General features: G+C 73.6%; 22 protein-coding genes. 11 read left to right on the top strand and 11 right to left on the bottom strand.

Translation table 11 applies throughout. The features are described from left to right. Nucleotides 1-265: 265 nt before the first annotated feature. Nucleotides 266-2,434, bottom strand: a complete 2,169-nt coding sequence (locus GA0070606_RS18630; RefSeq protein ID WP_091101958.1) for an ATP-dependent DNA helicase — start codon at nucleotides 2,432-2,434, stop codon at nucleotides 266-268. Between the two features lie 137 nt (nucleotides 2,435-2,571). Between GA0070606_RS18630 and GA0070606_RS18635 the strand changes: the two genes are divergently transcribed. The 4 genes from GA0070606_RS18635 to GA0070606_RS18650 all read left to right on the top strand — a co-directional run bounded on the left by GA0070606_RS18635 (nucleotide 2,572) and on the right by GA0070606_RS18650 (nucleotide 5,921). Next, entirely contained in the window at nucleotides 2,572-3,078 is a 507-nt protein-coding gene (locus GA0070606_RS18635) for a DUF402 domain-containing protein (protein WP_091101962.1), read from the top strand. Nucleotides 3,079-3,204: 126 nt separating this feature from the next. Next, the gene (locus GA0070606_RS18640) at nucleotides 3,205-4,167 is read left to right on the top strand and encodes a PPK2 family polyphosphate kinase (RefSeq protein ID WP_091101965.1); all 963 of its coding nucleotides are present in this window, start codon (nucleotides 3,205-3,207) and stop codon (nucleotides 4,165-4,167) included. A 118-nt stretch (nucleotides 4,168-4,285) separates the two neighbouring features. Next, nucleotides 4,286-4,912: a DUF47 domain-containing protein gene (locus tag GA0070606_RS18645; RefSeq protein ID WP_091101968.1), complete on the top strand. Its 627-nt coding sequence runs from the start codon at nucleotides 4,286-4,288 to the stop codon at nucleotides 4,910-4,912. Between the two features lie 4 nt (nucleotides 4,913-4,916). Continuing rightward, on the top strand, nucleotides 4,917-5,921 hold the full coding sequence (locus tag GA0070606_RS18650; RefSeq protein ID WP_091101973.1) for an inorganic phosphate transporter: 1,005 nt from the start codon (nucleotides 4,917-4,919) through the stop codon (nucleotides 5,919-5,921). Nucleotides 5,922-5,983: 62 nt separating this feature from the next. Here GA0070606_RS18650 and GA0070606_RS18655 read toward each other — a convergent pair whose 3' ends face one another. Continuing rightward, nucleotides 5,984-6,952 (bottom strand): Gfo/Idh/MocA family protein, encoded by a 969-nt coding sequence (locus GA0070606_RS18655; protein ID WP_091107879.1) that lies wholly within the window; start codon nucleotides 6,950-6,952, stop codon nucleotides 5,984-5,986. A 71-nt stretch (nucleotides 6,953-7,023) separates the two neighbouring features. Between GA0070606_RS18655 and GA0070606_RS18660 the strand changes: the two genes are divergently transcribed. Then, a complete protein-coding gene (locus GA0070606_RS18660) occupies nucleotides 7,024-7,857 on the top strand; it encodes an NUDIX hydrolase (RefSeq protein WP_091101977.1) in 834 nt (277 codons plus the stop codon). Nucleotides 7,858-7,939: 82 nt separating this feature from the next. Here the strand turns inward: GA0070606_RS18660 and pstB are convergent, their stop codons facing one another. The 7 genes from pstB to GA0070606_RS18695 form a co-directional block, all read right to left on the bottom strand. Continuing rightward, on the bottom strand, nucleotides 7,940-8,716 hold the full coding sequence (pstB, locus tag GA0070606_RS18665) for a phosphate ABC transporter ATP-binding protein PstB (RefSeq protein ID WP_091101981.1): 777 nt from the start codon (nucleotides 8,714-8,716) through the stop codon (nucleotides 7,940-7,942). 20 nt (nucleotides 8,717-8,736) lie between these two features. Beyond that, nucleotides 8,737-9,825, bottom strand: a complete 1,089-nt coding sequence (gene pstA / locus GA0070606_RS18670; RefSeq protein ID WP_091101985.1) for a phosphate ABC transporter permease PstA — start codon at nucleotides 9,823-9,825, stop codon at nucleotides 8,737-8,739. Further along, complete coding sequence (gene pstC, locus GA0070606_RS18675; protein ID WP_091101989.1) at nucleotides 9,822-10,913, bottom strand: phosphate ABC transporter permease subunit PstC; 1,092 nt, start codon at nucleotides 10,911-10,913, stop codon at nucleotides 9,822-9,824. Before pstC ends, pstA begins: the two co-directional genes overlap by 4 nt. A gap of 49 nt (nucleotides 10,914-10,962) precedes the next feature. Then, complete coding sequence (gene pstS / locus GA0070606_RS18680) at nucleotides 10,963-12,060, bottom strand: phosphate ABC transporter substrate-binding protein PstS (RefSeq protein ID WP_091101993.1); 1,098 nt, start codon at nucleotides 12,058-12,060, stop codon at nucleotides 10,963-10,965. Between the two features lie 422 nt (nucleotides 12,061-12,482). Then, a complete protein-coding gene (gene mshD, locus GA0070606_RS18685; protein WP_091101997.1) occupies nucleotides 12,483-13,409 on the bottom strand; it encodes a mycothiol synthase in 927 nt (308 codons plus the stop codon). A gap of 436 nt (nucleotides 13,410-13,845) precedes the next feature. Next, nucleotides 13,846-14,766, bottom strand: coding sequence for a polysaccharide deacetylase family protein (locus GA0070606_RS18690; RefSeq protein ID WP_425413102.1), 921 nt, complete (start codon nucleotides 14,764-14,766; stop codon nucleotides 13,846-13,848). A 108-nt stretch (nucleotides 14,767-14,874) separates the two neighbouring features. Continuing rightward, nucleotides 14,875-15,594 (bottom strand): winged helix-turn-helix transcriptional regulator, encoded by a 720-nt coding sequence (locus tag GA0070606_RS18695; protein ID WP_176737360.1) that lies wholly within the window; start codon nucleotides 15,592-15,594, stop codon nucleotides 14,875-14,877. Between the two features lie 244 nt (nucleotides 15,595-15,838). Here GA0070606_RS18695 and GA0070606_RS18700 point away from each other — a divergent pair, with 244 nt between their 5' ends. From GA0070606_RS18700 to GA0070606_RS18720, 6 genes are all read left to right on the top strand, one after another. After that, entirely contained in the window at nucleotides 15,839-16,900 is a 1,062-nt protein-coding gene (locus GA0070606_RS18700; RefSeq protein WP_091102001.1) for a hypothetical protein, read from the top strand. A gap of 81 nt (nucleotides 16,901-16,981) precedes the next feature. Continuing rightward, the gene (locus tag GA0070606_RS18705; RefSeq protein WP_091102004.1) at nucleotides 16,982-17,770 is read left to right on the top strand and encodes an LmeA family phospholipid-binding protein; all 789 of its coding nucleotides are present in this window, start codon (nucleotides 16,982-16,984) and stop codon (nucleotides 17,768-17,770) included. A gap of 85 nt (nucleotides 17,771-17,855) precedes the next feature. After that, a complete protein-coding gene (locus GA0070606_RS33900; RefSeq protein WP_311202345.1) occupies nucleotides 17,856-17,933 on the top strand; it encodes an Ms5788A family Cys-rich leader peptide in 78 nt (25 codons plus the stop codon). 209 nt (nucleotides 17,934-18,142) lie between these two features. Further along, nucleotides 18,143-18,991 (top strand): sulfurtransferase, encoded by an 849-nt coding sequence (locus tag GA0070606_RS18710; protein ID WP_091102008.1) that lies wholly within the window; start codon nucleotides 18,143-18,145, stop codon nucleotides 18,989-18,991. A gap of 3 nt (nucleotides 18,992-18,994) precedes the next feature. Further along, nucleotides 18,995-19,318 (top strand): DUF1416 domain-containing protein, encoded by a 324-nt coding sequence (locus GA0070606_RS18715; protein WP_091102013.1) that lies wholly within the window; start codon nucleotides 18,995-18,997, stop codon nucleotides 19,316-19,318. Between the two features lie 93 nt (nucleotides 19,319-19,411). Then, nucleotides 19,412-20,269: a hypothetical protein gene (locus tag GA0070606_RS18720; protein WP_091102017.1), complete on the top strand. Its 858-nt coding sequence runs from the start codon at nucleotides 19,412-19,414 to the stop codon at nucleotides 20,267-20,269. 8 nt (nucleotides 20,270-20,277) lie between these two features. On the opposite strand, the gene GA0070606_RS18725 is transcribed toward GA0070606_RS18720, so the two are convergent. Then, nucleotides 20,278-22,335, bottom strand: a complete 2,058-nt coding sequence (locus GA0070606_RS18725; protein ID WP_091102021.1) for an amylo-alpha-1,6-glucosidase — start codon at nucleotides 22,333-22,335, stop codon at nucleotides 20,278-20,280. Beyond that, complete coding sequence (locus GA0070606_RS18730; RefSeq protein ID WP_091102024.1) at nucleotides 22,332-22,712, bottom strand: SCP2 sterol-binding domain-containing protein; 381 nt, start codon at nucleotides 22,710-22,712, stop codon at nucleotides 22,332-22,334. The genes GA0070606_RS18725 and GA0070606_RS18730 overlap by 4 nt, the downstream gene beginning before the upstream one ends. Between the last annotated feature and the right edge of the window lie 27 nt (nucleotides 22,713-22,739).

Genomic DNA, 22,739 nt, shown 5'->3' on the forward strand with positions numbered 1-22,739 from the left:
CCGCGGGCCGAACTGACCCTCGCGCCGCTGGGTGGGCGGCGGGGGTCACGCCGGGACCGGCCGGCGCCGGGAAGGTGCCGGCCAGCTCGACGGTGCGTGACCATCCCGGGCACTGGCAGGGCCCGGACCCTCACCCGCCGCGTACACCGTGGTCGGATCCTCGGCGGTCACGGTCGAGGAACAGCCGGCCGCCCTCGCCCAGCAGGGTGACCGAGCGGACCGTGGACGCGCTCGCCCGGGCGGACATTCGTCGCGGGCGGGCGGGTCAGGTCCTGGCGAGGCGTTCGAGGGCGCCGCGGGCGACCTCCGGCCGGGTGGTGTACCAGAACGGCGGCAGCGAGCGGCGCAGGAACGCCCCGTAGCCGCGCGCCGTCTCCAGGCGTGAGTCGAGCACCGCTACCACGCCCTTGTCGCCGGTCGACCGGATCAGGCGACCCACCCCCTGGGCCAGCCGGACGGCCGCGATCGGCACGCTGACCGCGGCGAAACCGGACCCGCCGCCCGCGTCCACCGCCGCCGCCCGGGCCGCCGCGAGCGGCTCGTCGGGTCGGGGGAACGGCAGCCGGTCGATGACCACGAGCTGGCAGGAGTCGCCGGGCACGTCGACGCCCTGCCACAGCGACATCACGCCGAACAGGCAGCTCTCCCGCTCCTCCCGGAACCGGCGTACCAGCAGCGGCAGCGCCTCCTCGCCCTGCAGCAGGACGGGCAGGTCGGTCCGCGCGCGCAGCAGCTCCGCCGCCTGCTGCGCGGCCCGCCGGGAGGAGAAGAGGCCGAGCGTACGGCCGCCGAGCGCGGTCACCAGCGCGAGCAGCTCCTCGCCGGCCGCGTCGGGCAGCCCGGAGACGCTGGGCCGGGGCAGGTGCGCGGCGACGTAGAGGATGCCCTGCCGCGCGTAGTCGAACGGCGAGCCGACGTCGAGCGAACGCCACCCGGGCCCCGAGGTCGCCGGCGCCCCCGGTGTGCCGGTCGCCGGCCCGGCCTCGGCCGCCGGCGCGTCCCCCGTGCGGCCCGCCTGGTCGGTGCGGCCGGCGGAGCGGGCGGCCAGGGCGGCGGCGGCCGGTGACGGCGGGTCGGCCGGGGGCGCTTCGAGCCCGAGGGCGCGCGCCACCGTGTCGAACCGGCCGCCCAACGTCAGGGTCGCCGAGGTGGCGACCACGGTGCGCTCGTCGTACAGGTGGGTGGCGAGGGTGCCGGCGACCGACAGCGGCGCGACCACGAGCGCGCGACGGCCGGAGTTGTCGTTCTTCTCCACCCAGGCCACGTCGTGGTCGGCCTCCTCCAGCAGCCGCTGGGCGGTGGTGGAGAGCTCGTCGAGGACCGCCTTGGCCTGCTGCTTGCGCACCGGGTCGGGGTCGTCGGCCTTGATCTCGCCGATGCCGTCGAGCGCCGCCCGGGTGGCCGCGTCGAGCAGGGTGCACGCCTCGCGCAGCGCGGGCGGCAGGCCGGAGGTGATCCGCCCGGCCGGTGCCTCGGCCAGCCCGACCGCCAGGGCGTCGCCGGCCGCGGTGAGCGAATCGGCGGTCTCCGGGCGCAGCAGCGGGCGGGCCCGCTTCGCGGAGCGGTCGATCAGCTCCGGCACCAGCTCGGCCTGCGCGGCCGAGGAGACCCGGTCGGCCAGCTCGTGCGCCTCGTCAACGATGAGCAGCTTGTGCGGCGGCACGATGTGCCGGCCGGCGAGCATGTCCACGGCCAGCAGGCTGTGGTTGGTGACGACGATGTCCGCCTCGCGGGCCCGGGCGCGGGACGCCTCGGCGAAGCACTCCGCCCCGAACGGGCAGCGGGTCGCCCCGACGCACTCCCGCGCCGGCATGGAGACCAGCCGCCAGGCCTGGTCGTCGACGCCCGGGTCCAGCTCGTCGCGGTCGCCGGTGTCGGTCTTCTCCGCCCAGTCGCGCAGCCGCTGGATCTGCTTGCCGAGCCGGCCCGCCTCGCCGAGCCATCGGGTGCCGCCGCCCGGGCGCTGCGGCGGGGCGTCGAAGAGGGTGTCCTCCGGCTCGTCCTCCGTCGAGTTGTCCAGCCGGGCCAGGCAGAGGTAGTGGTGCCGTCCCTTGAGGACGGCGAAGGTGGGCCGGCGGCCGAGCACCGGCTCCACGGCGTCGGCGAGCCGCGGCAGGTCGTGGTCGACCAGTTGGGACTGCAACGCCAGGGTGGCCGTCGAGACCACCACCGGGCCGTCCACGGTCAGTGCCGGGGTGAGGTAGGCCAGCGACTTGCCGGTGCCCGTGCCGGCCTGCACGAGCAGGTGCTCGCGCGCCTGCACGCACTCCTCGATCGCGGTCGCCATCTGCTGCTGGCCGGGGCGCGCGGCACCGCCCGGCACCGCGCCGACCGCGGCGGCGAGCAGCTCGGCCCCGCTCGGCCGGGCGCCGCGCCGCCGGCTTCCGGTGCGGGGCGAGGGGGCGGCGGAACCGGTGGCGAGGCGCGGAGTCACCGTGCGACGGTACCCGTCGGCGCCGACACCGGCCGCGCGGATCCGGGCGTGGCGTCGTCACGGAACGGATTCCCGTGGCCCCGGTCCGGTTACCGCCGTGCGGCGACGGATGGGCGGAATCGGCTAGGGTGCGACTCATGCCGAGCGACGTGGTCCGCGTGATCTACCGCAAGTACGACGGCAGCGCCCACCGCGACTACCCGGCCCGCCGTCTCGCCGAGGACGACCTCGGCGTCTGGCTCGGCGTGACCGAGGGCACGAAGTCGGTCTACCACGGCAGGCCGTCGGTCGAGCAGATCCCGTTCGTGCTCCTGGTGCCGCACCAGGGCTGGTGGACCGGCATGTTCAACCCGCCGCCGCGGACCAGCGAGGTCTACTGCGACATCGCCAGCCCGGCCCGCTGGGAGAACGACGACACCGTCCACCTGATCGACCTGGACCTGGACGTGGTGCGCCGCCGGGCCACCGGTGCGGTGGAGCTGCGCGACGAGGACGAGTTCGCCGAGCACCGGGTCCGCTACGGCTACCCGGACGACGTGGTGGCCGAGGCCGAGGCCGCCGCGCGGTGGCTCCTCGGCGCGCTCGGCGACGGCACCGAGCCGTTCGCCACGTCGTACCGCAAGTGGCTGGCCCTGGTGCTCTGAGCCCGGCGGCGGGCGGCCCCGCGCCGGTGTTCGGCGCGAGGGCCCGCACCGGACCTCCCGCCGCCCGTACCCGCACCATTCTCCGCTCGACGGGCGGTGCCGGCGGGGGTGGGTGATGATCCGGGGATGGGAGCGACTGGCGAAGCGGGCGTTGTCGGGCCGGTCGGCGGGACCGTGCGGGAGTTGCTGCGGGTCGCGCCGGGTGGGACGGTGGATCTCGGGGCCGTGGACCCGGGGTCGACGCCCGGGCTGCCCGGGCCGGAGGTGACCGGCGAGCGGCGCAAGGACTGGGCCCGCCGCCAGGTCGAGCTGGTCGGCGCGGAGCTGGGCCGGCAGCAGGAGATGCTGTTCGCCGACGCGCAGGCGCGGGCGGCGGGCGGCCCCGCCGGCGGCGCCGGGCACCGCGTGCTGCTCGTGCTGCAGGCGATGGACTGCGGCGGCAAGGACGGCACGATCAAGCGGGTCGCGGGCGCCATGAACCCGCTCGGCCTGCACATCCGCTCGTTCGGCCCGCCCACCCCCGAGGAGCTGCGGCACGACTTCCTGTGGCGGATCCGGCGGGCGCTCCCGCCGCCTGGGTACGTGGGGGTCTTCAACCGCTCCCACTACGAGGACGTGCTGGTCGCGCGCGTAGACTCGCTGGTGCCGGAGCGGGTCTGGCAGGCCCGGTACGACGAGATCAACGCGTTCGAGCGGGAGCAGGCGGCCGCCGGGGTGACCCTGGTCAAGGTGATGCTGCACATCTCGTACGCGGAGCAGGGGCGGCGGCTGCTGGAGCGGCTGTCCGACCCCCGCAAGCACTGGAAGTACAACCCCTCCGACGTCGACGCCCGCGCCCGCTGGGCCGACTACCAGGCCGCGTACGCCGAGGCCATGGGCCGCTGCGGCACGGACGCCGCGCCCTGGCACGTGGTGCCGGCGGACCGCAAGTGGTACCGCGACTGGGCGGTCGCACACCTGCTCAGGGAGACGTTCGACACTCTCGATCTGGGGTATCCGCCTGCCGGTTTCGACGTTCGGCGGGAACGGGAGCGGCTGCTGGGAACCGAGGGAAACGCCGCAGGTGAACGGCAGGTGAACGACCGGTGAATGTGGCCCGACCAGGGGGAGGCCGCCGAATTCGCGGTTCTGCCGTTTCCTAGCATTCCCAGGCGGGCACCCCTCCGGGCGGCCGCCACCCTTCCACCGACACGACGAGGTCCGTGCTGTGAAGTTTTCCTTCCGCCCGAACGAGGGCGCCTTCTACGAGCTCTTCACCAGGGCCGCGCAGAACCTGGTGAAGGGCACCGAACTGCTCAACGAGCTGGCCCTCCCCGGAGTCGAGGTGCAGTCGGTCAGCGAGCGGCTCACCGAGGTGGAGCACGACAGCGACCAGATCACCCACGAGCTCTACAAGAAGATCAACTCCACCTTCATCACGCCGTTCGACCGCGAGGACATCTACCGCCTCGGCTCGCTGCTCGACGACGTGATGGACCACCTCGAAGCGGTCGGCAACCTGCTCTACCTCTACGGGCTGACGAAGATCCCGTCGCTGCCCCGGGAGATGCACGAGCTGATCAACGTCCTCGACGCGCAGGCGAAGCTGACGGCCGACGCGATGCCGCGGCTGAAGTCGATGAAGGACCTCGAGGACTACTGGATCGAGTGCAACCGCCTGGAGAACGAGGGCGACCAGGCGTACCGGATGCTGCTGGTCCGCCTCTTCTCCGGCGAGTACGACGCGCTGACCGTGCTCAAGATGAAGGAGGTCGCCGACGAGCTGGAGGCGGCCTGCGACTCCTTCGAGCACGTGGCCAACACCGTCGAGACCATCGCGGTCAAGGAGTCCTGATCCTGTGAGTCCCGAACTCATCGCCGTGCTGGCGGTGATCGCGGTGGCGTTGGCGTTCGACTACACCAACGGCTTCCACGACGCCGCCAACGCGATCGCGACCAGCATCTCCACCCGGGCGCTGACACCCCGGGTGGCCCTGGCCATGGCGGCCGTCGGCAACTTCATCGGCGCCCACTTCGGCGCCGAGGTGGCCAAGACCGTCGGCAGCGGCCTGGTGAAGCTACCCACCGGGCAGGCCAGCCTCGGCATCGTCTTCGCGGGCGTGATCGGCGCGATCGTGTGGAACCTGGTCACCTGGTACTTCGGCCTGCCGTCGTCCTCGTCGCACGCGCTGATCGGCGGCCTGGTCGGCTCGACCGTCGCCGCGTCCGGCACGGTCCTGTGGACCGGCATCGGGGAGAGCGTGATCATCCCGATGGTGCTCTCGCCGATGGTCGGCTTCGTGCTCGGGTACATCGTCATGATCGCCGTGCAGTGGATCTTCCGGAAGGGGCACCCGGGCAAGCTCAACCGGGGCTTCCGCTGGGCGCAGACCGCGTCGGCCGCCGCCATGTCCGTCGGCCACGGCATGCAGGACGCCGCGAAGACCATCGGCATCGTGGTGCTCGCCCTCTACGTCGGCGGCTACCAGGACGACCCGGGCTTCATCCCGGAGTGGGCGTTCTGGACCTCGGCGGCCGTGCTGGCCGCCGGCACGTACGCCGGTGGGTGGCGGATCATCCGGACGCTGGGCCGGAAGATCATCGACCTGAAGCCGCCGGAGGGCTTCGCCGCCGAGACCGTCGCCAGCGGCGTGCTCTACTTCAACGCGCTGGTCCTCGGTGCCCCGATCTCGACCACCCACACGATCACCTCGGCGATCATGGGTGTCGGCGCCACCAAGCGGCTCTCCGCCGTGCGGTGGGGCGTGGCCGGCAACATCGTCGGGGCGTGGATCCTCACCTTCCCGGCCGCCGGCTCGATCGGCGCCCTGATGTACTTCCTGGTCCGCCCGCTCTTCAGCTGAGCCGCGCGAGGAGGCTCCGCCGACGCCCCAGGCGTCGGCGGAGCCTCCTCGCGTGCCCGCCGTCAGGCGTAGGAGACGCCGATCCGGGCGCGGATGTCGTCGAGCAGCGCCATCACCTCCAGGGTGGCGGAGTGCGGCACCAGGGGGCTCTCCGCCAGGCCCTCGGCCAGGCAGCGCTGGACCTCGGCGGCCTCGTACTGGTAGCCGCCGCCGACCAGCTCGCCGGTGATCGTCTCCGGCTCCGCACCGGCCCGGTGCAGGGTCACCGCGCCGGGCCGGAAGAACGGCTCGGGCAGGTCGATCCGGCCGGACGTGCCGGTGACGGAGGCGACCAGCGGGGTCGCCCCGACCATGCCGCAGCTCAACGTGGCGACCGCGCCCGAGTCGTAGCCGAGGACGATCCCGGTGTTCTCGTCCACCCCCTCGGGGCTCAGCTTCGCCCAGGCCCGGACGTGGTCGGGCACCCCGAGCAGCAGGTGGGCCAGGCTGACCGGGTAGACGCCGAGGTCGAGCAGGGCGCCGCCGCCGAGGGCGCGGGCCCGCATCCGGTGCTCCGGCGGGAACGGCCCGGCCGCCCCGAAGTCGGCCCGGACGCCGGTCACCGCACCGATCGCGCCGTCGGCCACCAGCTCGCAGACCCGGCGTACGAGCGGGTTGGTCCGCATCCACATGGCCTCCATCAGGAAGACCCCGGCCGCGCGGGCGGCCTCGACCAGCTCGACGCTCGTCGCCAGGTCGAGCGTGAACGGCTTCTCCAGCAGCACCGCCCGGCCGGCCCGCAGGCAGGTCAGGGCCGCCTCGTGGTGGGCGGCGTGCGGGGTGGCGACGTAGACGACGTCCAGGTCGTCGTCCGCGGCCAGTTCCGCCCAGGAGGCGTACGCCCGTGGCACGCCGTGCCGGCGCGCGAACCGCTCCGCGCTCTCGGCGGTCCGCGAGCCGACGGCCGTGAGTTCGGCTCCCGGCACCAGCCGGAGGTCCTCGGCGAAGCGGGCGGCGATGTGGCCGGTGGCCAGGATGCCCCAACGAGTCATGGCGGCCACGCTAGCGAAGATCACCGGACGGCAGGGCGGGCGATCCACCCGTCGGGAACTAGGCTCGGCCCATGACGATCGACGCCGACGGCTTCCCCGCACCCCCGGCGCTGGTGGAGCACGCCCGCCGGTTCCGCGCCGAGGGCGGCACCCCGGCGTCGCCCCGGGTCGCGGCCACCGTGCTGCTGCTCCGCCCGGCCGGCGACGACTTCGAGGTCTACCTGATCCGCCGGGTCGCCGCGATGGCCTTCGGCGGGATGTACGCCTTCCCCGGCGGCGGCGTCGACCCCTCGGACTCGCAGGCGCACCTCGACTGGGCCGGCCCGTCGCCGGCCGGCTGGGGCGAGCGACTGGGGCTGACCGGCCAGGCCGCCCAGGCGGTCGTCTGCGCCGCCGCCCGGGAGGTGTTCGAGGAGGCGGGGGTGCTGCTCGCCGGCCCCGACGCCGACACCGTCGTGGGCGACGTCAGCGGGGACGACTGGGAGGCCGACCGGGTGGCGCTGGAACAGCGCCGGGGCGGCTTCGCCGAGCTGCTCGCCCGGCGCGGGCTCACCCTCCGGTCGGACCTGCTGCTGCCGTGGAGCCGATGGATCACCCCGGAGTTCGAGCCGCGCCGCTTCGACACGTACTTCTTCGTGGCCCTGCTGCCGGAGGGGCAGCGGACCCGGGACGTCTCCGGCGAGGCCGACCACACCCTCTGGGTGCGGCCGGCGGACGCGGTGGCCCGGGCGGAGGCGGGCGAGCTGACGATGCTGCCGCCGACCGTGGTCAACCTGGCCCAGGTGGCCGCCTGCGCCGACCTGGCCGGTGTCGCCCGCGCGGCGGCCGACCGGGACGCCGCCACCCCGGTCGCCCCGCGCCTCGACGAGCCCGACGGCGGCGAGCCCCGCTTCGTGCTGGCCTGACCGGGGAGCCGTTGCGGATCCTGGTGGCGGACGGCTCTCGCCGGGCCGGGACCCACCAGGATCCGCGCAGCGGGCCGGGGCGTCAGCCGAAGCGGCCGGTGATGTAGTCCTCGGTCTTCTTCACGCCCGGGTTGCTGAAGATCTTCTGCGTGTTGTCGTACTCGATGAGGCGGCCCGGGTCGCCGGTCTTCTCGATCGAGAAGAAGGCGGTCCGGTCCGAGACGCGGGCGGCCTGCTGCATGTTGTGCGTGACGATGATGATGGTGAACTTGTCCTTGAGCTGGAACATCAGGTCCTCGATGGCCAGCGTCGAGATCGGGTCGAGCGCCGAGCAGGGCTCGTCCATCAGCACCACCTGCGGCTCGACGGCGATCGTCCGGGCGATGCAGAGCCGCTGCTGCTGACCGCCGGAGAGGCCCGCGCCGGGCTTGCCGAGCCGGTCCTTCACCTCGTCCCAGAGGTTGGCCGAGCGGAGCGCCTTCTCGGCCGCCTCGTCCAGGATCGACTTCCTGCGGACCCCGTTGAGCCGCAGCCCGGCCACCACGTTCTCGAAGATGCTCATGGTGGGGAACGGGTTCGGCCGCTGGAAGACCATGCCGATCATGCGCCGGACGGCGGTGACGTCCACGTCCCGGTCGTAGATGTCCTGGTCGTCGATGGTCAGGCTGCCCTCGACGCGGGCGCCGGGGAGCACCTCGTGCATCCGGTTGATCGACCGGAGGAAGGTCGACTTGCCGCAGCCGGACGGGCCGATCAGGGCGGTCACCGTCTTCGGCTCGACGGTCAGGTTGATGTTCTCGATGGCCTTGAAGTTGCCGTAGTAGGCGGTGACGTTCGAGGCTTCGATGCGCTTGGCCATGGTGGTGGTACCTCCGGGGTTCATCGGCCGAGCCGGTTGCGACGGGCCAGCAGCTTCGCCGCGACGGTCAGGATCAGCACGAGGGCGACCAGGGTGAGTGCCGCGGTCCACGCCCGCGCCGGCGCGTACCGGGACGCGTCGCCGGCCTGCTGGTAGACGAAGAGGGCCAGCGACGACTGGTTGTTCTCGAACGGGTTGAAGTTGATCGCCGCGCCGCCGCCGGCCACGAGCAGCACCGGGGCGGTCTCGCCGGCCGCGCGGGCGATGGCGAGCATGACGCCGGTGACGATGCCCGGCAGCGCGGTCGGCAGCACGACCCGCAGGATGGTCTTCCACTTCGGCACGCCGAGGGCGTACGCCCCCTCGCGCAGCGGCGCCGGGACGAGACGCAGCATCTCCTCGGTGGAGCGGACCACGGTGGGCAGCATCAGCACGCTCAGGGCGAGCGCGGCGGCGAAGCCGGAGAAGCTCGGCCGGCCGTCGTTGAACCACGGCGAGACGATCAGCACCCAGAACGCCAGCACGAAAAGGCCGGCGACGATCGACGGGACGCCGGTCATCACGTCCACGAAGAACCGGATCGCGAAGGCGAACCGGCCCCGGCCGTACTCGACGACGTAGATGGCGCAGAGGATGCCGAGCGGGACGGTGATCAGGGCGGCGATGCCGACCTGCTGGAGCGTGCCGACGATCGCGTGGTACGCGCCGCCGTTCGGGTCCCGCGCGCCGATGTTGTTCATCGAGGTGAGGAAGAAGTCGCCGTCCAGGCGCTCGGCGCCCTTGCTGACCAGCGTCCAGACCACCGAGGCCAGCGGCAGGACGGCCAGCACGAACGCCGAGTGGATCAGCGCGCTCCAGGCGCGGTTGCGGGCCGAGCGCCGCCCCTCGACGCGGTTCGCCGCGACGAAGAGGCCGGCCAGGTAGAGCAGCGCGCCGAGTACCACGACCAGCACGGGACCGCCGGTGCCGGTGCCGTACACGAAGGCGGCGGCGACCAGCAGGGCGGCCGCCGCGACGGCCGGCGCCGCGTACCTCGGCAGCCGCCGGGCCTTGAGGGTGGGCGGTTGCGCGGGCGGACGGTTGCGGTGCGAGGTAACGGCGGTGGTCATGCGGCCGACTCCGTAAACTCCCGGCGGCGGTGGATGATCGCCCGCGCCGTGATGTTGACGATCAGCGTGATGGCGAAGAGCACCAGACCCGAGGCGATCAGCGCGCCCCGACCCGTGTCGTTCGCCTCGCCGAACGTGTTGGCGATGTTGGCGGCGATGGTGTTGCCGCCGCTCTCGATCAGGTTGAACGAGATGTTGAAGGTGATGCCGAGGGTCATCGCCAGGGCGATGGTCTCGCCGAGCGCCCGACCCAGGCCGAGCATCACCGCGGCGACGATGCCGGGGCGGCCGTACGGCAGCACCGCGGTGCGGATCATCTCCCAGCGGGTGGCGCCGAGGGCGAGGGCGGCCTCCTCGTTGGCGGTCGGGGTCTGCGTGAACACCTCGCGGGAGAGCGAGGTGATGATCGGCAGCACCATGATCGCCAGGACCAGGGCGCCCAGCATGATCGACTTACCGAACGGGCCGTCGTCGCCGAAGATCGGAATCCAGCCGAAGTACGTGTTCAGCCAGGCGGAGAAGTCGCGCACCGGATTGATGAAGACGTCCCGGCCCCAGAGGCCGAAGACGACACTCGGCACCGCGGCCAGCAGGTCGATCAGGAAGCCCAGCGTGGTGCCGAGCCGGCGCGGCGCGTAGTGGGACAGGTAGAGCGCGATCCCGAGGGCCACCGGCACCGCCATCAGCAGGGCCAGGGCGGAGCTGAGCACGGTGCCGAAGGCGAGCGCCCCGATGCCGAACTTCGGCTCCGCGTCGTTGGGGAACCAGCCCTCGAACGTCCAGAAGCTCTCGGTGTTGGCCCGCAGCGCCGGCACGGCCTTGGCGACCAGGAAGACCGCGATCGCGGCGATGATGGCCAGGACGGCGACGCCGGCGGCCAGGGTCAGGCCCCGGAAGGCCCGTTCGGCGCCGAAGGCCCGGGCCCGCGGCAGCGCGCCGCCGCCGCCCAGCCCGGTTCCGCCCGGGGTACGGGTGCGAAGTGGTGCCTCGGCCAGACGCGCCGAGGCACCGACGGGCCGGTCGTGACCTTCGGTCACGCGGGTCCCGCCGGTGCCGGCGTCGGCCGAGCGGTGAGGGGTTTCACCCATCTGCTCGCTCGCTTCGAGTTGAGGTGGTGGTGGTGTCGGTGTCGGCGGGTCAGGCGAGGTTCTTGACCGCGGCCTCGACCTTGGCGCGGACCGACTCGGGCAGCGGGGCGTAGCCCAGCTCGGTCAGGTCGGCCTGGCCCTCGGTGCTGGCGGCGTGGCCGAGGAAGCCCTTGACCAGCGGCAGCTTGTCGGCGGGCAGGCCCTTCGAGCAGACGATCTCGTAGGTCACCAGGACGATCGGGTAGGCCCCGGCCTCCTTGGTGTTGTAGTCGATCTTCATCTTGAGGTCGTCGCCCTGGCCGACCACCTCGGCGCCGGCGATGGTCTTACCGGCCGACTCGGCGGTCAGCGCGGCGAACTCGCCCGCGCCGTTGCCGACCTTGGCGGTCTTCAGGCCGCCGTTCTCGGCGTACGACCACTCGACGTAGCCGATGGTGCCGTCCTGGTTCTTGATGGCGCTGGCCACGCCGTCGGACTTGGCCGCACCGGTGCCGCCCGGGGCCTTCCACTCCTTGGCCTTGCCGAAGGTCCAGTCGGACGCGGCGGTCTTGGTCAGGAAGTCGGTGAAGTTGTCGGTGGTGCCGGAGGAGTCCGAGCGGTGCACCGCGTTGATGGCGGTCGACGGCAGCTTGGCGTCGGGGTTGTCGGCCTTGATGGCCGGGTCGTCCCACCTGGTCACCTTGCCGGCGAAGATCTTCGCCAGGGTGGCCGGCTTGAGCTGGAGGTTGTCCACGCCGTTGACGTTGTAGGCGATGGCGACCGGGCCGATCACCATCGGCAGGTTGATGGCCGCGCCGCCGACGCACTTGGCGTTGGCCTGCGGCTGCTCCTCCTCCTTGAGGGCGGAGTCCGAGCCGGCGAAGTCGGCGGTGCCGGCGATGAAGGCCTGGATGCCGGCGCCCGAACCGGACGGCTCGTAATTGATCTTCGCGCCGGAGCACTTCTGCTGGTACGCCTTGATCCACTCGTCCATGGCGTTCTTCTGCGCCGAGGAACCCTGGGCGTTCAGCGTGCCGGTGGCGCAGTCGGCGGCGGCCGACCCGGAGGCGCTGCTCGCGGGCTCGTTGTTGTCCGAGCCGCATGCGCTGAGAGCGAGCGTCGCGGTAAGAGCGAGGCAGGCGAGGGTGCCGTGCCGCTGGAGCTTCACCTGAGGGGTTCCCTTCACGTCTGACTTCGCACCCGGATTGGGGGCCCGGGGTGCCGGCGCTGACCGGCTGGCCCAAAAGCTAGGAGGGCCAGGTAGCCGGATCGCCGGTCGCACGTGAACGCGAGGTGAACAGGTGCGGCAGTGCGGGTGACCGCTCGCTGAGGGTGAGTTGTCCGTTGAGTGAACTCGGTCGCCCGTGTCGGAAGTATGGCTATATTTCCGGTTGGCCGTTATCCCGCCGACGCGTCGCCGTTATCCGGCGGTGATCGGCCGGCCGGAGGGCCGGACGGGACGGTTCCGGTCCGCCGCGCCGGCCGGAGGGCCGCACGGGACGGCTTCGGTCCGCCGCGCCGGCCGGAGGGCCGGACGGGGTGGCTCCGGTCCGCCGCGCCGGGCGGCGGACCGGAGCGGGGGTCGCGCGGTCAGGCCGACTGGTAGTTCACGTGCGCGGACCAGCGGGCGAAGCCGAGCCGCTCGTAGAGGGCCACCGCGGCCGTGTTCGACTCGTCGACGTAGAGCATCACGCGGTCCAGGCCCCGCCGGTCCCGCAGGTACGCCAGGCCGGCCGAGGTCAGCGCCCGGCCCAGCCCGCCGCCGTGTGCCGCCGGGTCGACCCCGAGCACGTAGACCTCGCCGATCCGGGCCGAGCCGGGCCGCTCGTGGACCTTCGTCCAGTGGAAGCCGCGCAGCCGCCCGGTGGCCTCCTCGACGGCGAGCAGGAAGCCGTCCGGGTCGAACCACGGCTCGGCGAGGCGTACCCGCAGGTCGGCGGGGGACCAGCGGCCCTGCTCCGGGTGCTCGGCGAAGGCCCGCGCGTTGAGCGCCAGCCAGGCGTCGTCGTCCTCGCCCGGCCGGAAGGCGCGCAGCGTCACCCCGTCCGGCAGCCGGGTCTCGGGGATCGGCGCGGTCAGCGGGCGGCGCAGTTGCCAGAGCACGCGTGCCCGGCGCAGGCCCAGGTCGACGCCGAGCGCGGCGGCGGAGGGGTGGTCGCCGTGCGCCCAGACCCGCAGCGGGCCGGTCGCCGCCGCCAGCACGCCCCGGGCCAGGGCCCGGCCCGTCCCGCGCCGCCGGTGCGCCGGATGCACCGCCAGTTCCACCCCCGTCCCGGCGTCGCCGTCGGTGGTGTCCAGGTGGGCGTAGCCGGTCAGCGTGCCGTCGGCGGCCCGGGTGGTCAGGTGCACCGCGGCCGCGTCCGGGTTCCGCAGCCGGAGCAGGACGTGCTCGTCGAAGGGGTCGGCGCCGTCGGCGTCACCGGCGGCCCGCGCGAGGGCGAGCACGTCGGTGACCTCCGCGGGGCTGAGGCGGTCGGTCCGGGTCACCTGGTGGCTGGGCGGTTCGGCGCTGCTCATGCCGTCACGGTAGCCCCGGCGATCGCCGGCGACGCCGGTGTCGGCCCGCTCCGCGCGACGCTGTAGCGGGCGTCACGCCGCCGGCCCCGGCGACGCGGGGCGTGGCGCCGCGCCGGATGCGCCGGTGCGGGCCGTGGCCGGTGCGGGGCCCGTGCGATGCTGCCGGGCCGTGCGCCGGTGCGGGGCCGTGCGATGCTGCCGGGCCGTGCGCCGGTGCGGGGCCGTGCGATGCTGCCGGGCCGTGCGCCGGTGCGGGGCCGTGCGATGCTGCCGGGCCGTGCGCCGGTGCGGGGCCGTGCGATGCTGCCGGACCGTGCGCCGGTGCGGGGCCGTGCGATGCTGCCGGACCGTGCGCCGGTGCGGGGCCGTGCGATGCTGCCGGGCCGTGCGCCGGTGCGGGGCCGTGCGACGCTGCTGGACCGTGCGCCGGCGCGCCTCACGTTCCGCCGTCGGGGAGCGCCTCCACCTCGAACCGGCTGGTCAGGCTCGGCAGGATCCGGTACAGCGCGTCCACTGTGCCCTGCCGGTCGCCGCCGGCGTCGTGCAGCAGCACGACCGAGCCGGGCACGACTCCGGCGAGGACGGTCGCGGCGATCCGCCCGGATCCCGGCGCCGACCAGTCCGACGGGTCCACCGTCCAGTGCAGCGGGGTCATGCCGAGTTCCCGGGCCACCGACACCACGGAGCCGGTCCACGCGCCGCCGGGCTGGCGGTAGTACGCGATCGTGGCGCCGGGCACCGCCGCGCGGATCGCCTCGCTGGTGCGCAGCAGGTCCGCCCGGATCACCTCCGGCGACCGCCGTCCGAGGGTGACGTCGTGGTTCCAGCTGTGGTTGCACAGGGTGTGCCCCTCGGCCACGATCGCCCGGATCAGGTCGGGGTGGTTCCGCGCGTTCTCACCGACCACGCAGAAGGTGGCCCGGACGTGGTGCTCGCGGAGCGCGGCGAGCACCTGCGGCGTGTACTGCGGGTCCGGGCCGTCGTCGAAGGTCAGCGCGACCAGCGAGGTGCCGCTGGTGGTCTGCGTGCCGAACGGGCCGTCGGCCCCGGGCGTCGCGGGTGCCTCGCTCGGGTCGGCGCCGCCGTCCTGGCCGGTCTCGGCCGGCGTGGAGGTGCGCTCCCCGCCCGGCGTACGCCGGGGAAGGTCGTCGGTCGGCGGCTGGTCGGCGTAGTGCGGGCCGGTGGCGCTCGTCGTCACGCCGGTGGCGGGTGGGTCGGGCACCAGGCTGCGCCCGAGCGCGTACGCCGTGCCGAGCAGGGCGGTCACCACCAGGGCGACGAGGCCGACGGTGCGGGCGGCGGAGGGCCCGCGCGCCAGTGTGCCCGACCGTGCCGAACCGCTGCCCCCGTGGTCGATGCGCACGCCGCCGCCTCCCTCTCTGCCCGGCAAACCCGGCAGTCAGAATAGAGCCGACAAGCCGAGCAAAAAGGGCATATGGGGAAGAGGCCCCGGAACGGATGCGGGTCAGGCCGGCAGCGGGGCGTGCTCCGCGTCCGGCAGCGACCGCGACGGCGGCACGACGAACTTGTAGCCCACCTGCCGCACCGTGCCGATCATCGACTCGTACTCGGAGCCGAGCTTCGCCCGCAGCCGCCGGACGTGGACGTCGACCGTGCGGGTGCCGCCGAAGTAGTCGTAGCCCCAGACCTCGCGCAGGAGCTGGTCCCGGGTGAACACCCGGCCGGGGTGCTGGGCCAGGAACTTCAGCAGCTCGAACTCCTTGTAGGTCAGGTCGAGCGGCCGGCCCTTGAGCTTGGCGGCGTAGGTGTCCGGGTCGATGGTCAGCTCGCCGGCGCGGATCGAGCCGCCGGCGCCGGAGGTCGCGTTGCTCAGCCGGCCGACCGCCAGCCGCAGCCGGGCCTCCACCTCGGCCGGACCGGCGGCGGCGAGGATGACGTCGTCGACGCCCCAGTCGGCGTTGAGCGCGATGAGACCCGCCTCGGTGACCACCGCGACCAACGGCACCCCGAGCCCGGTGGCGTGCAGCATCCGGCAGGTGGCCCTGGCCTCGCTCAGCTCGGAGCGGGCGTCGACCAGCACCGCGTCCGGGCTGGGCCCGGCGACCAGGGTGCGGACGTCGCGCGGCGCGGTGCGGACCGAGTGCGGCAACAGGTCGAGCGCCGGCAGTACAGCGGACGGTTCGCCTGCGCGCGCGGTCACCAGCAGCAGGATCTCCACGATCACCTCCGTCCCGGCGGCCGTCGGCCGCGCGCGACCAGCGCACTCCGCGGAGGGTGTGGCGCTGAGAAACTTGCGTGGGTCCCGGCGTCGCTGACGGGCGGGTAACGGCTTGAGCGTAACGGATGGCCCCGGCGTCACCTCCGCGTCATTTCCCGTTTGCCCGACTTGCCCGTGATCGCGCCGCAGGTTTTAACGTTGCCGAAACCGTGACCTCCGCGGCGGCCGGCCGGTCTGGCACGATCGGGGCGTGTTTCCCTCCAGCTCGCCCGAGACCGGCCGCGACCCGTGGTCCGACGGGCCCCGCCCGGGCCCGACGGACCCGTCCCGTGGCCAGCCGCCGGCGCCGCGCAGCGGGCCGGCCATCGACGACGACGGCGGTCGCCGGGAACGCGGCGGGCCGCGTCGCGCCCGGCGTGGTGGCGAGCCACCGCGCCGGCCCGACGACGAGGCGGACGCCGAGCCGGACGAGGAGGAGATGGAGCCCGTCGAGGTGCGCCGCCAGCTCGCGCTCTCCGTCGCCGGGTTCGCGCTCCTGCTCGGGGTCGGTCTGGTGCTCGGGGCGCAGACCTCCGGCCCGGGCCACCGGCTGCCGTTCGCGGGCATCATCCTCGGCGTGCAACTGCTCTTCGTGCTGGCCTGGACGATGGCCATGCGGCCGCCGGCGCTGCTGCTGGTCGCCCTGGTCAGCGCGGCGGCGGCGGTGGCGGCCGACGCGGCGGCGGTGCAGACCGACATCGCCGGCCTGGCCCCGCTGGGCTACGTCGCCGCGGGCGGCTTCCTCCTCGGGGTGCTCGGCCAGCTCGTCCGCCGGGTCGACCGCGTGCGGGTGACCGACTCGCTGGGCGGCACCCTGCTGATCGTGGTGGGCGTCGTCGCCTTCGCCACCCTGATCACGCTCAGCCGCATCCCGGCCGGCACCCAGGCCATCACCGTCTGCCTCACCGCCAGCGGGGTCGCGCTCACCGTCGCCCGGCTCACCGACGCGGTGGCGCCCTGGCCACGGCTGGCGCCGCAGGTGCCTCGGGGCGCGGCCGGCGTGGTCGGCGGTGCGATGGTCGGCACGCTGGTCAGCGCCGTCCTCGGCAGCTACCTGGTGACGCCCTTCACGCCGACGAAGGCCGCGATCATCGGGCTGGTCGCGGCGGTCGCCGCCGTGCTGGCCGACCTCGCCGTGGGGTACGCCGAGGCGGGCCGCCTGATGGCCGGGGAGCCGCCGACGATGTGGGTCGCCCGGCACATGCAGGGGCCGCTCGGCGGCTTCGCCCTCGCCGCGCCGGCCGCGTACGCCATGTGCAAGCTCGTTCTCTGACCGGCGGTTGAGGGTTTCCCCGTTCGGGTACCACCGGGGGGCCGCGGTGCGGCACCCGGAGCACTCACGACAGGAGGCGGCGTGGCGCAGGATCACACGTACGAGGAGCGGCCCCGTCGACGCGGGCGCAAGGTGCTCGTCACCCTCGTCGTCCTGCTCCTCGTGCTGGGCGGCCTGATCGTGGCGGCCGACCGGGTCGCGGCCGGCGTGGCCGAACGGGCCATCGCCGACCAGGTCCGGCAGGAGATCGCCAACCAGGGGGCGCAGTCCTCGGCGCCGGAGGTCGAGGTCGGCGGCTTCCCGTTCCTCACCCAGGTGCTCGACGGCCGGTACGAGCGCATCACCATCGGGCTGCGGGACGTGCAGGGCCCGGTGCAGGGCGACGTGGTCGCGCTGCCGAAGCTCGACGTGGACGCCCACAACGTCCGCGCCTCGCTGGACACGATCCGCTCCGGCCAGGGCGACGTGGTCGCCGAGACGGTCGACGGCACCGGCACGATCAGCTACGACAGCCTCGCCAAGCTGCTCGACCGCCCGGGGCTGACCCTCGGCGAGCAGGGCGGCCGGCTCGCCGTCACCGCCCCGGTCGACATCCTCGGCCAGCGGCTCACGGTGACCGGCACCGCCGACATCACGGTCGGCGACCAGGGGCAGGTGGCGCTGCGCTTCAACGACCTGAACGCCGAGGGCCTGCCGAACCTGCCGCTGGCCCGTACGCTGCTCAACAACTACGCCAAGAGCATCTCGATCGACGTGCCCCTGCCGGAGCTGCCGTTCCAGCTCGCCGTCCGGGAGGTCCGGCCGCTGCCCGAGGGGCTGGCCGTGACCGCGGACGCGAAGAACGTGCCGATCAACTCCGCCATGGGCTGAGACGGGCCGCCGACCGGCCGGCGGGTGTCCCGGATGCTGGTCGGCCCGGTGGCGTACCCCGCTGCGGCTGGTAGGCTCGCTGCTCATGGGGACGCTCCTCACCAAACGGCGCGCGGTCGACCTGTGCCGCGTGGCCACCTGCCTGTGTCGCCCCGTCATCTGACGGCGGGGCTGTCCTCGGCTGCCTGACGCAGCCAGTGGCACTCAGGGTCCGCGTACCCCCGGTGCTCTCCCACCGAACGCCCGGCAGCGGCGCCGTCGCACGAACCCGTGATCCGTTTCCTCGCTATGGGTCCCGCGCGTGGTGCGACAACCATCTTCATCGATCTCCGCGCGCAGGCTCACCATCCATCCTCACCAGGGAGTGATCTGATGAGTCGCGACACCGCACTCGTCTCGGCCGAGTGGGCCGAGAAGAACACCGACGCCCCGGGCGTCGTCTTCGTCGAGGTCGACGAGGACACCTCGGCCTACGACACCGGCCACATCGCCGGCGCGATCAAGCTGGACTGGAAGACCGACCTGCAGGACCCGGTGCGCCGGGACTTCGTCAACAAGGCACAGTTCGAGGCGCTGCTCTCCGAGCGCGGCATCGCCAACGACGACACCGTCATCCTCTACGGCGGCAACAACAACTGGTTCGCCGCGTACGCGTACTGGTACTTCAAGCTCTACGGCCACCGTGACGTCAAGCTGCTCGACGGCGGCCGCAAGAAGTGGGAGCTGGACGCCCGCCCGCTGGTGACCGACGCGGTGACCCGCCCGAAGACCCGGTACGTGGCGCAGGAGCCCGACACCTCCATCCGGGCCTTCCGCGACGAGGTCGTGGCCGCGATCGGCACCAAGAACCTGGTCGACGTGCGCAGCCCCGACGAGTTCGCCGGCCGGCTGCTCGCCCCCGCCCACCTGCCCCAGGAGCAGGCGCAGCGGGCCGGGCACATTCCCACCGCGATCAGCGTGCCGTGGTCGAAGGCCGCCAACGAGGACGGCACGTTCAAGTCCGACGACGAGCTGCGCAGGATCTACGCCGACGCCGGTCTCGACGACAGCCGCGAGACCATCGCCTACTGCCGGATCGGCGAGCGCTCCTCGCACACCTGGTTCGTGCTCCAGGAGCTGCTCGGGCACCGCAACGTGAAGAACTACGACGGATCCTGGACCGAGTACGGCTCGCTCGTCGGCGTGCCGGTCGCGCTCGGCGACGAGCCCGGGGAGGCCTGAGCCATGACCGCACCCACCGCTGCCGGCTGCGCCGCTCCCGACCAGGCCGCTCCGCTGCCCGCGAGTCTGGACCTGGAGAAGGAGACCGTGATCACCGGCGTCGTCCGGTCCGACGCGGGCGAGGCCGTTCCGGGCGCGTACGTCCGGCTGCTCGACTCGACCGGCGAGTTCACCGCCGAGGTGGTGACCTCGTCGGCCGGCCAGTTCCGGTTCTTCGCCGCGCCGGGCGACTGGACCCTGCGGGCGCTCTCCCGGCACGGCAACGGCGACACCGCCGTGACCGCCGGCCGGGGCGTCAACGAGGTCGCCGTCACGGTCGCCTCCTGATCCACGCTCTGCTCCGCCCGTGGCCCGCCCCTCCCCGAGGGGTGGGCCACGACCGTGTCCGGGCGGCCGTCACCGGCGTGACACGATGGCCCTGTGAACGGTGTCGTTGAGGCGGGGCAGGCCCCGTCGACCGGTCCCGGCCGGCCGGCGTCCCCCCGGCGGTGGCTGCCCTGGCTGCTCGCGGGCACGGTGGCCTGGGCGGTGCTGCTGGCGGCGCTCACCTGGACGTCGGTGCGCGACGATCCGCCGACGGTGCGGGAGCAGCGCACCCTGACCGAGGCCGGCCCGGTCGTCGACCGCGCCGTCGGCGAGCTGTTCGCGGCGGCCGGCGACACCGCCGTGCCGACGCCGCCCGAGGTCGAGCGTGGTTGCCGGGTCACCCCGTTCGCCGAGGGCGCCACCCTGACCCGGGGCGTGGACGTGTTCGTCCCCGTCGGCTCCGAGCGGGAGCTGCTGGAGCGGGTCGCCGACCGGCTCCCGGGCAGCTGGCGGGCCGGCGTCCGGGTGACCTCGGACGACGGGCCCCGGCTGCGCGCCGACGCGGGCGAGTTCGTCACCGTCTCCGGCAGGGTCGACGCGGACGGCCGGGTCCGGCTGACCGCCGACACGGGCTGCCGCCCGGTCGGCGACGGCTACGTCGCGCCGGCGGTCGGCGCCGACGGCGGGCAGGCCGAGGCACTGGCCGGGGCGCTGCGGGCGCTCGGCGCCCCGGCCGGTCCCGCGCCCGCGCTGCTCGGCGCGCCCTGCCCCGCGGGCGGCGCCGTCCGCACCGCCCGCGCCGCCGCCGTCGCGGCCCCGGCGTCCCCGGCCGCCGTGCTCGCCCCCGTCGCCGGCGTGCCGCTGCTGGACACCGCGCACGCGTACGCCTACCGGCGGGGCGACGTCGTGGTCGTCGCCGACCTCTCGGGCGACTCGGTCGTCGTCTCCGCCACCACCGGCTGCGCAGCCTGACCCGACGGTCAGTGGCGCGGGGCCTGGTCGCGCGGGGTGCGACTGCGCCCCAGGGCGTCGACGTGGCCCCAGCGGCCCGGGATGTCCAGCAGCTCCATCCGTCCCATCCCCTCCGGCACGGCCGGATCGATGATCAGGTGCTCGCCCTGCGGCTCCAGCCCCAGCATCACCCGGAGCAGCAGCAACGGCGTCCCCGCCGACCACGCCTGCGGGCTGCACGCGGTCGGATACTCCACCGGATACTCGGTGAGGTCGCGCTCGTAGCCGGCGAAGGCCTCCGGCAGCCGCCCGCCGAAGAACTGCGACGCCGCCAGCATCGCCTCGCAGATCTGGCCGGCCTCCCGGCGGAACCCGTAGCGCCACAGGCCCCAGGCGATCAGGGAGTTGTCGAACGGCCACACGGTACCCACGTGGTAGCCGACCGGGTTGTAGCGTCCCTGGTCGTCGGCGAGCGTCCGGACCCCCCAACCGGAGAAGAGCCGGGGGCCCAGCAGGTGCTCGGCGATCCGTCCGGCCCGCGACTCGTCCACGATGCCGCTCCAGAGCAGATGCCCGATGTTCGAGCTGAGCGCGTCCACGTGCCGGCCGTCGGCGTCGAGGGCCAGCGCGTAGTACTCGCCCTCCGGGATCCAGAAGTCCCGGTTGAACCGCATCTTCAGCTCGGCCGCCTCGCGCTCCAGCCGGTCGGCGTACGCGGGGTCGCCCCAGAACGTCCGGGCCAGCCGCGCGCCGCGGATCTTCGCGTCGTACGCGTACCCCTGGAGCTCGCAGGTGGCGCGGGGAAACCCCGGCAGGCGGCCGTCGCGGTACGAGATCGAGTCCCAGGAGTCCTTCCAGCACTGGTTCTGCAGCCCCGTGTCGGGGTTGCGGGTCCGGTACCAGAGGTATCCGTTGCCGAGCAGGTCGCCGTACGTGTCGATCCAGGCGAGCGCGGCGCGGGCGTGCGCCTCCAGTCGCCGCACCAGTTGGGCGTCGCCCGTCCACCGCTCGTACTCGTCGAGCAGGATGACGAACAGCGGGGTGGAGTCGGCCGACCCGTAGTACGGCGAGTGGGGCTGCTCCTCGAAGCCGGCCGTCTCGCCGTAGCGCAGCTCGTGCAGGATCTTTCCCGGCTCCTCGTCGCGGAAGTCGTCGACCCGGTGCCCCTGGAGGCCGGCCAGCATCGTGATGGTCGCCGGGATCAGCTCCGGCAGGAACGGCACCACCTGGAGCGAGGTGATGATGCTGTCCCGGCCGAACAGGGTCATGAACCACGGCAGGCCGGCGGCCATCAGGCGCGCGCCGAGGGTGATCGACTCGTAGCGCAGCGCCGCCAGGTCGTCAAGGCTCTGCCGGTACGCCCCGGCCAACGGCTGGCAGTCGCAGCCGAGCTTCGGCGCCCGCGCGATCAGCTCGTCCTGCTCGCGGCGGATCGCGGTCGGGTTGCGGCTGCCCCTGTAGAGCGGCAGGTTGGCCCGGACGTCCTCGCCGCGCGCCCCGTAGACGACCGTCGACACGTGCAGCCGGGTCGTCCACTCGCTGTGCGGGCCGACCCGGATCCGGAAGGCCATCCCGGTGACCCCGATGTCGGCGGGCGCGCTGGTGCTGATCACGGTCTCCCGGTGGAAGCCCTCGCGGCGGTAGGTGAGGCGCAGGTCGTTGTCGCCGGTGGTGGCGACGGTGCGGCCCTTCTTCTGCCGGACGTGCTTGATCTCGAACACGTCCGCGAAGTCGGCCCCCATGTCGAGGCGGACGGTGAACTCCATCTCCTTCCCGGCGTGGTTGAGCAGGGTCAGCTCCTCCTGGAAGCTGCCGCCGATGGCCCGGCTCCGGATCACCGAGACCTTCGCGTCCAGGTAGTGCGTCGGCTCGCCGGGGACCAGGAAGAAGCGGGTGCGGTAGGACTCCGCGTCGTCGACGGAGAGGGCGTGCAGCCGCTCGCCGTCGACGGTGAGGATCCAGGTGGAGAGGAACCGGGTGTCGAACGAGAAGAGCCCGGTCGGGAAGTCGACGGACGGCTCGATGTCCCCGTGCCGGTCGCTGACCAGGAAGGTGTTGCCGTCCAGGATGCTGACGAGGTCCTTCATCGCAGCCGCCCGGCCTGCTCGCGGGCGACGTCGCGTGGGTCCCGGGTGCCGGGCGGGTCGGGGAAGAACCGTCGGAAGGCCAGGAAGAGCCCGACGTGGCCGCTGAAGCTGCTCTCGTTGCGCAGCACCGTCGAGATCGCCTGGGCCTGCCCCGTCACGAGCCGGTCGAACAGTTCCTCGCTGGTGTACCAGATCGCGTCGGCCGGCCCCCGGTGCCGGCTCACCTCGATCACGCCGGGCGCCATCCGGACGACCCAGTGCAGCGTCTGGTTGCCGCGGGCGAGGTCGATCTGCAGGGTCCCGCTGACCGGACTGTGCAGCACGTCCGGGGCGCGCGCCGGCAGTGATTCGAAGAACCGCTCCGTCGCCTCGGTCACACCCGAATCGTAGGCACTGGCCCGAGT

It is taken from the genome of Micromonospora citrea, from assembly GCF_900090315.1.
Taxonomy (GTDB): domain Bacteria; phylum Actinomycetota; class Actinomycetes; order Mycobacteriales; family Micromonosporaceae; genus Micromonospora; species Micromonospora citrea.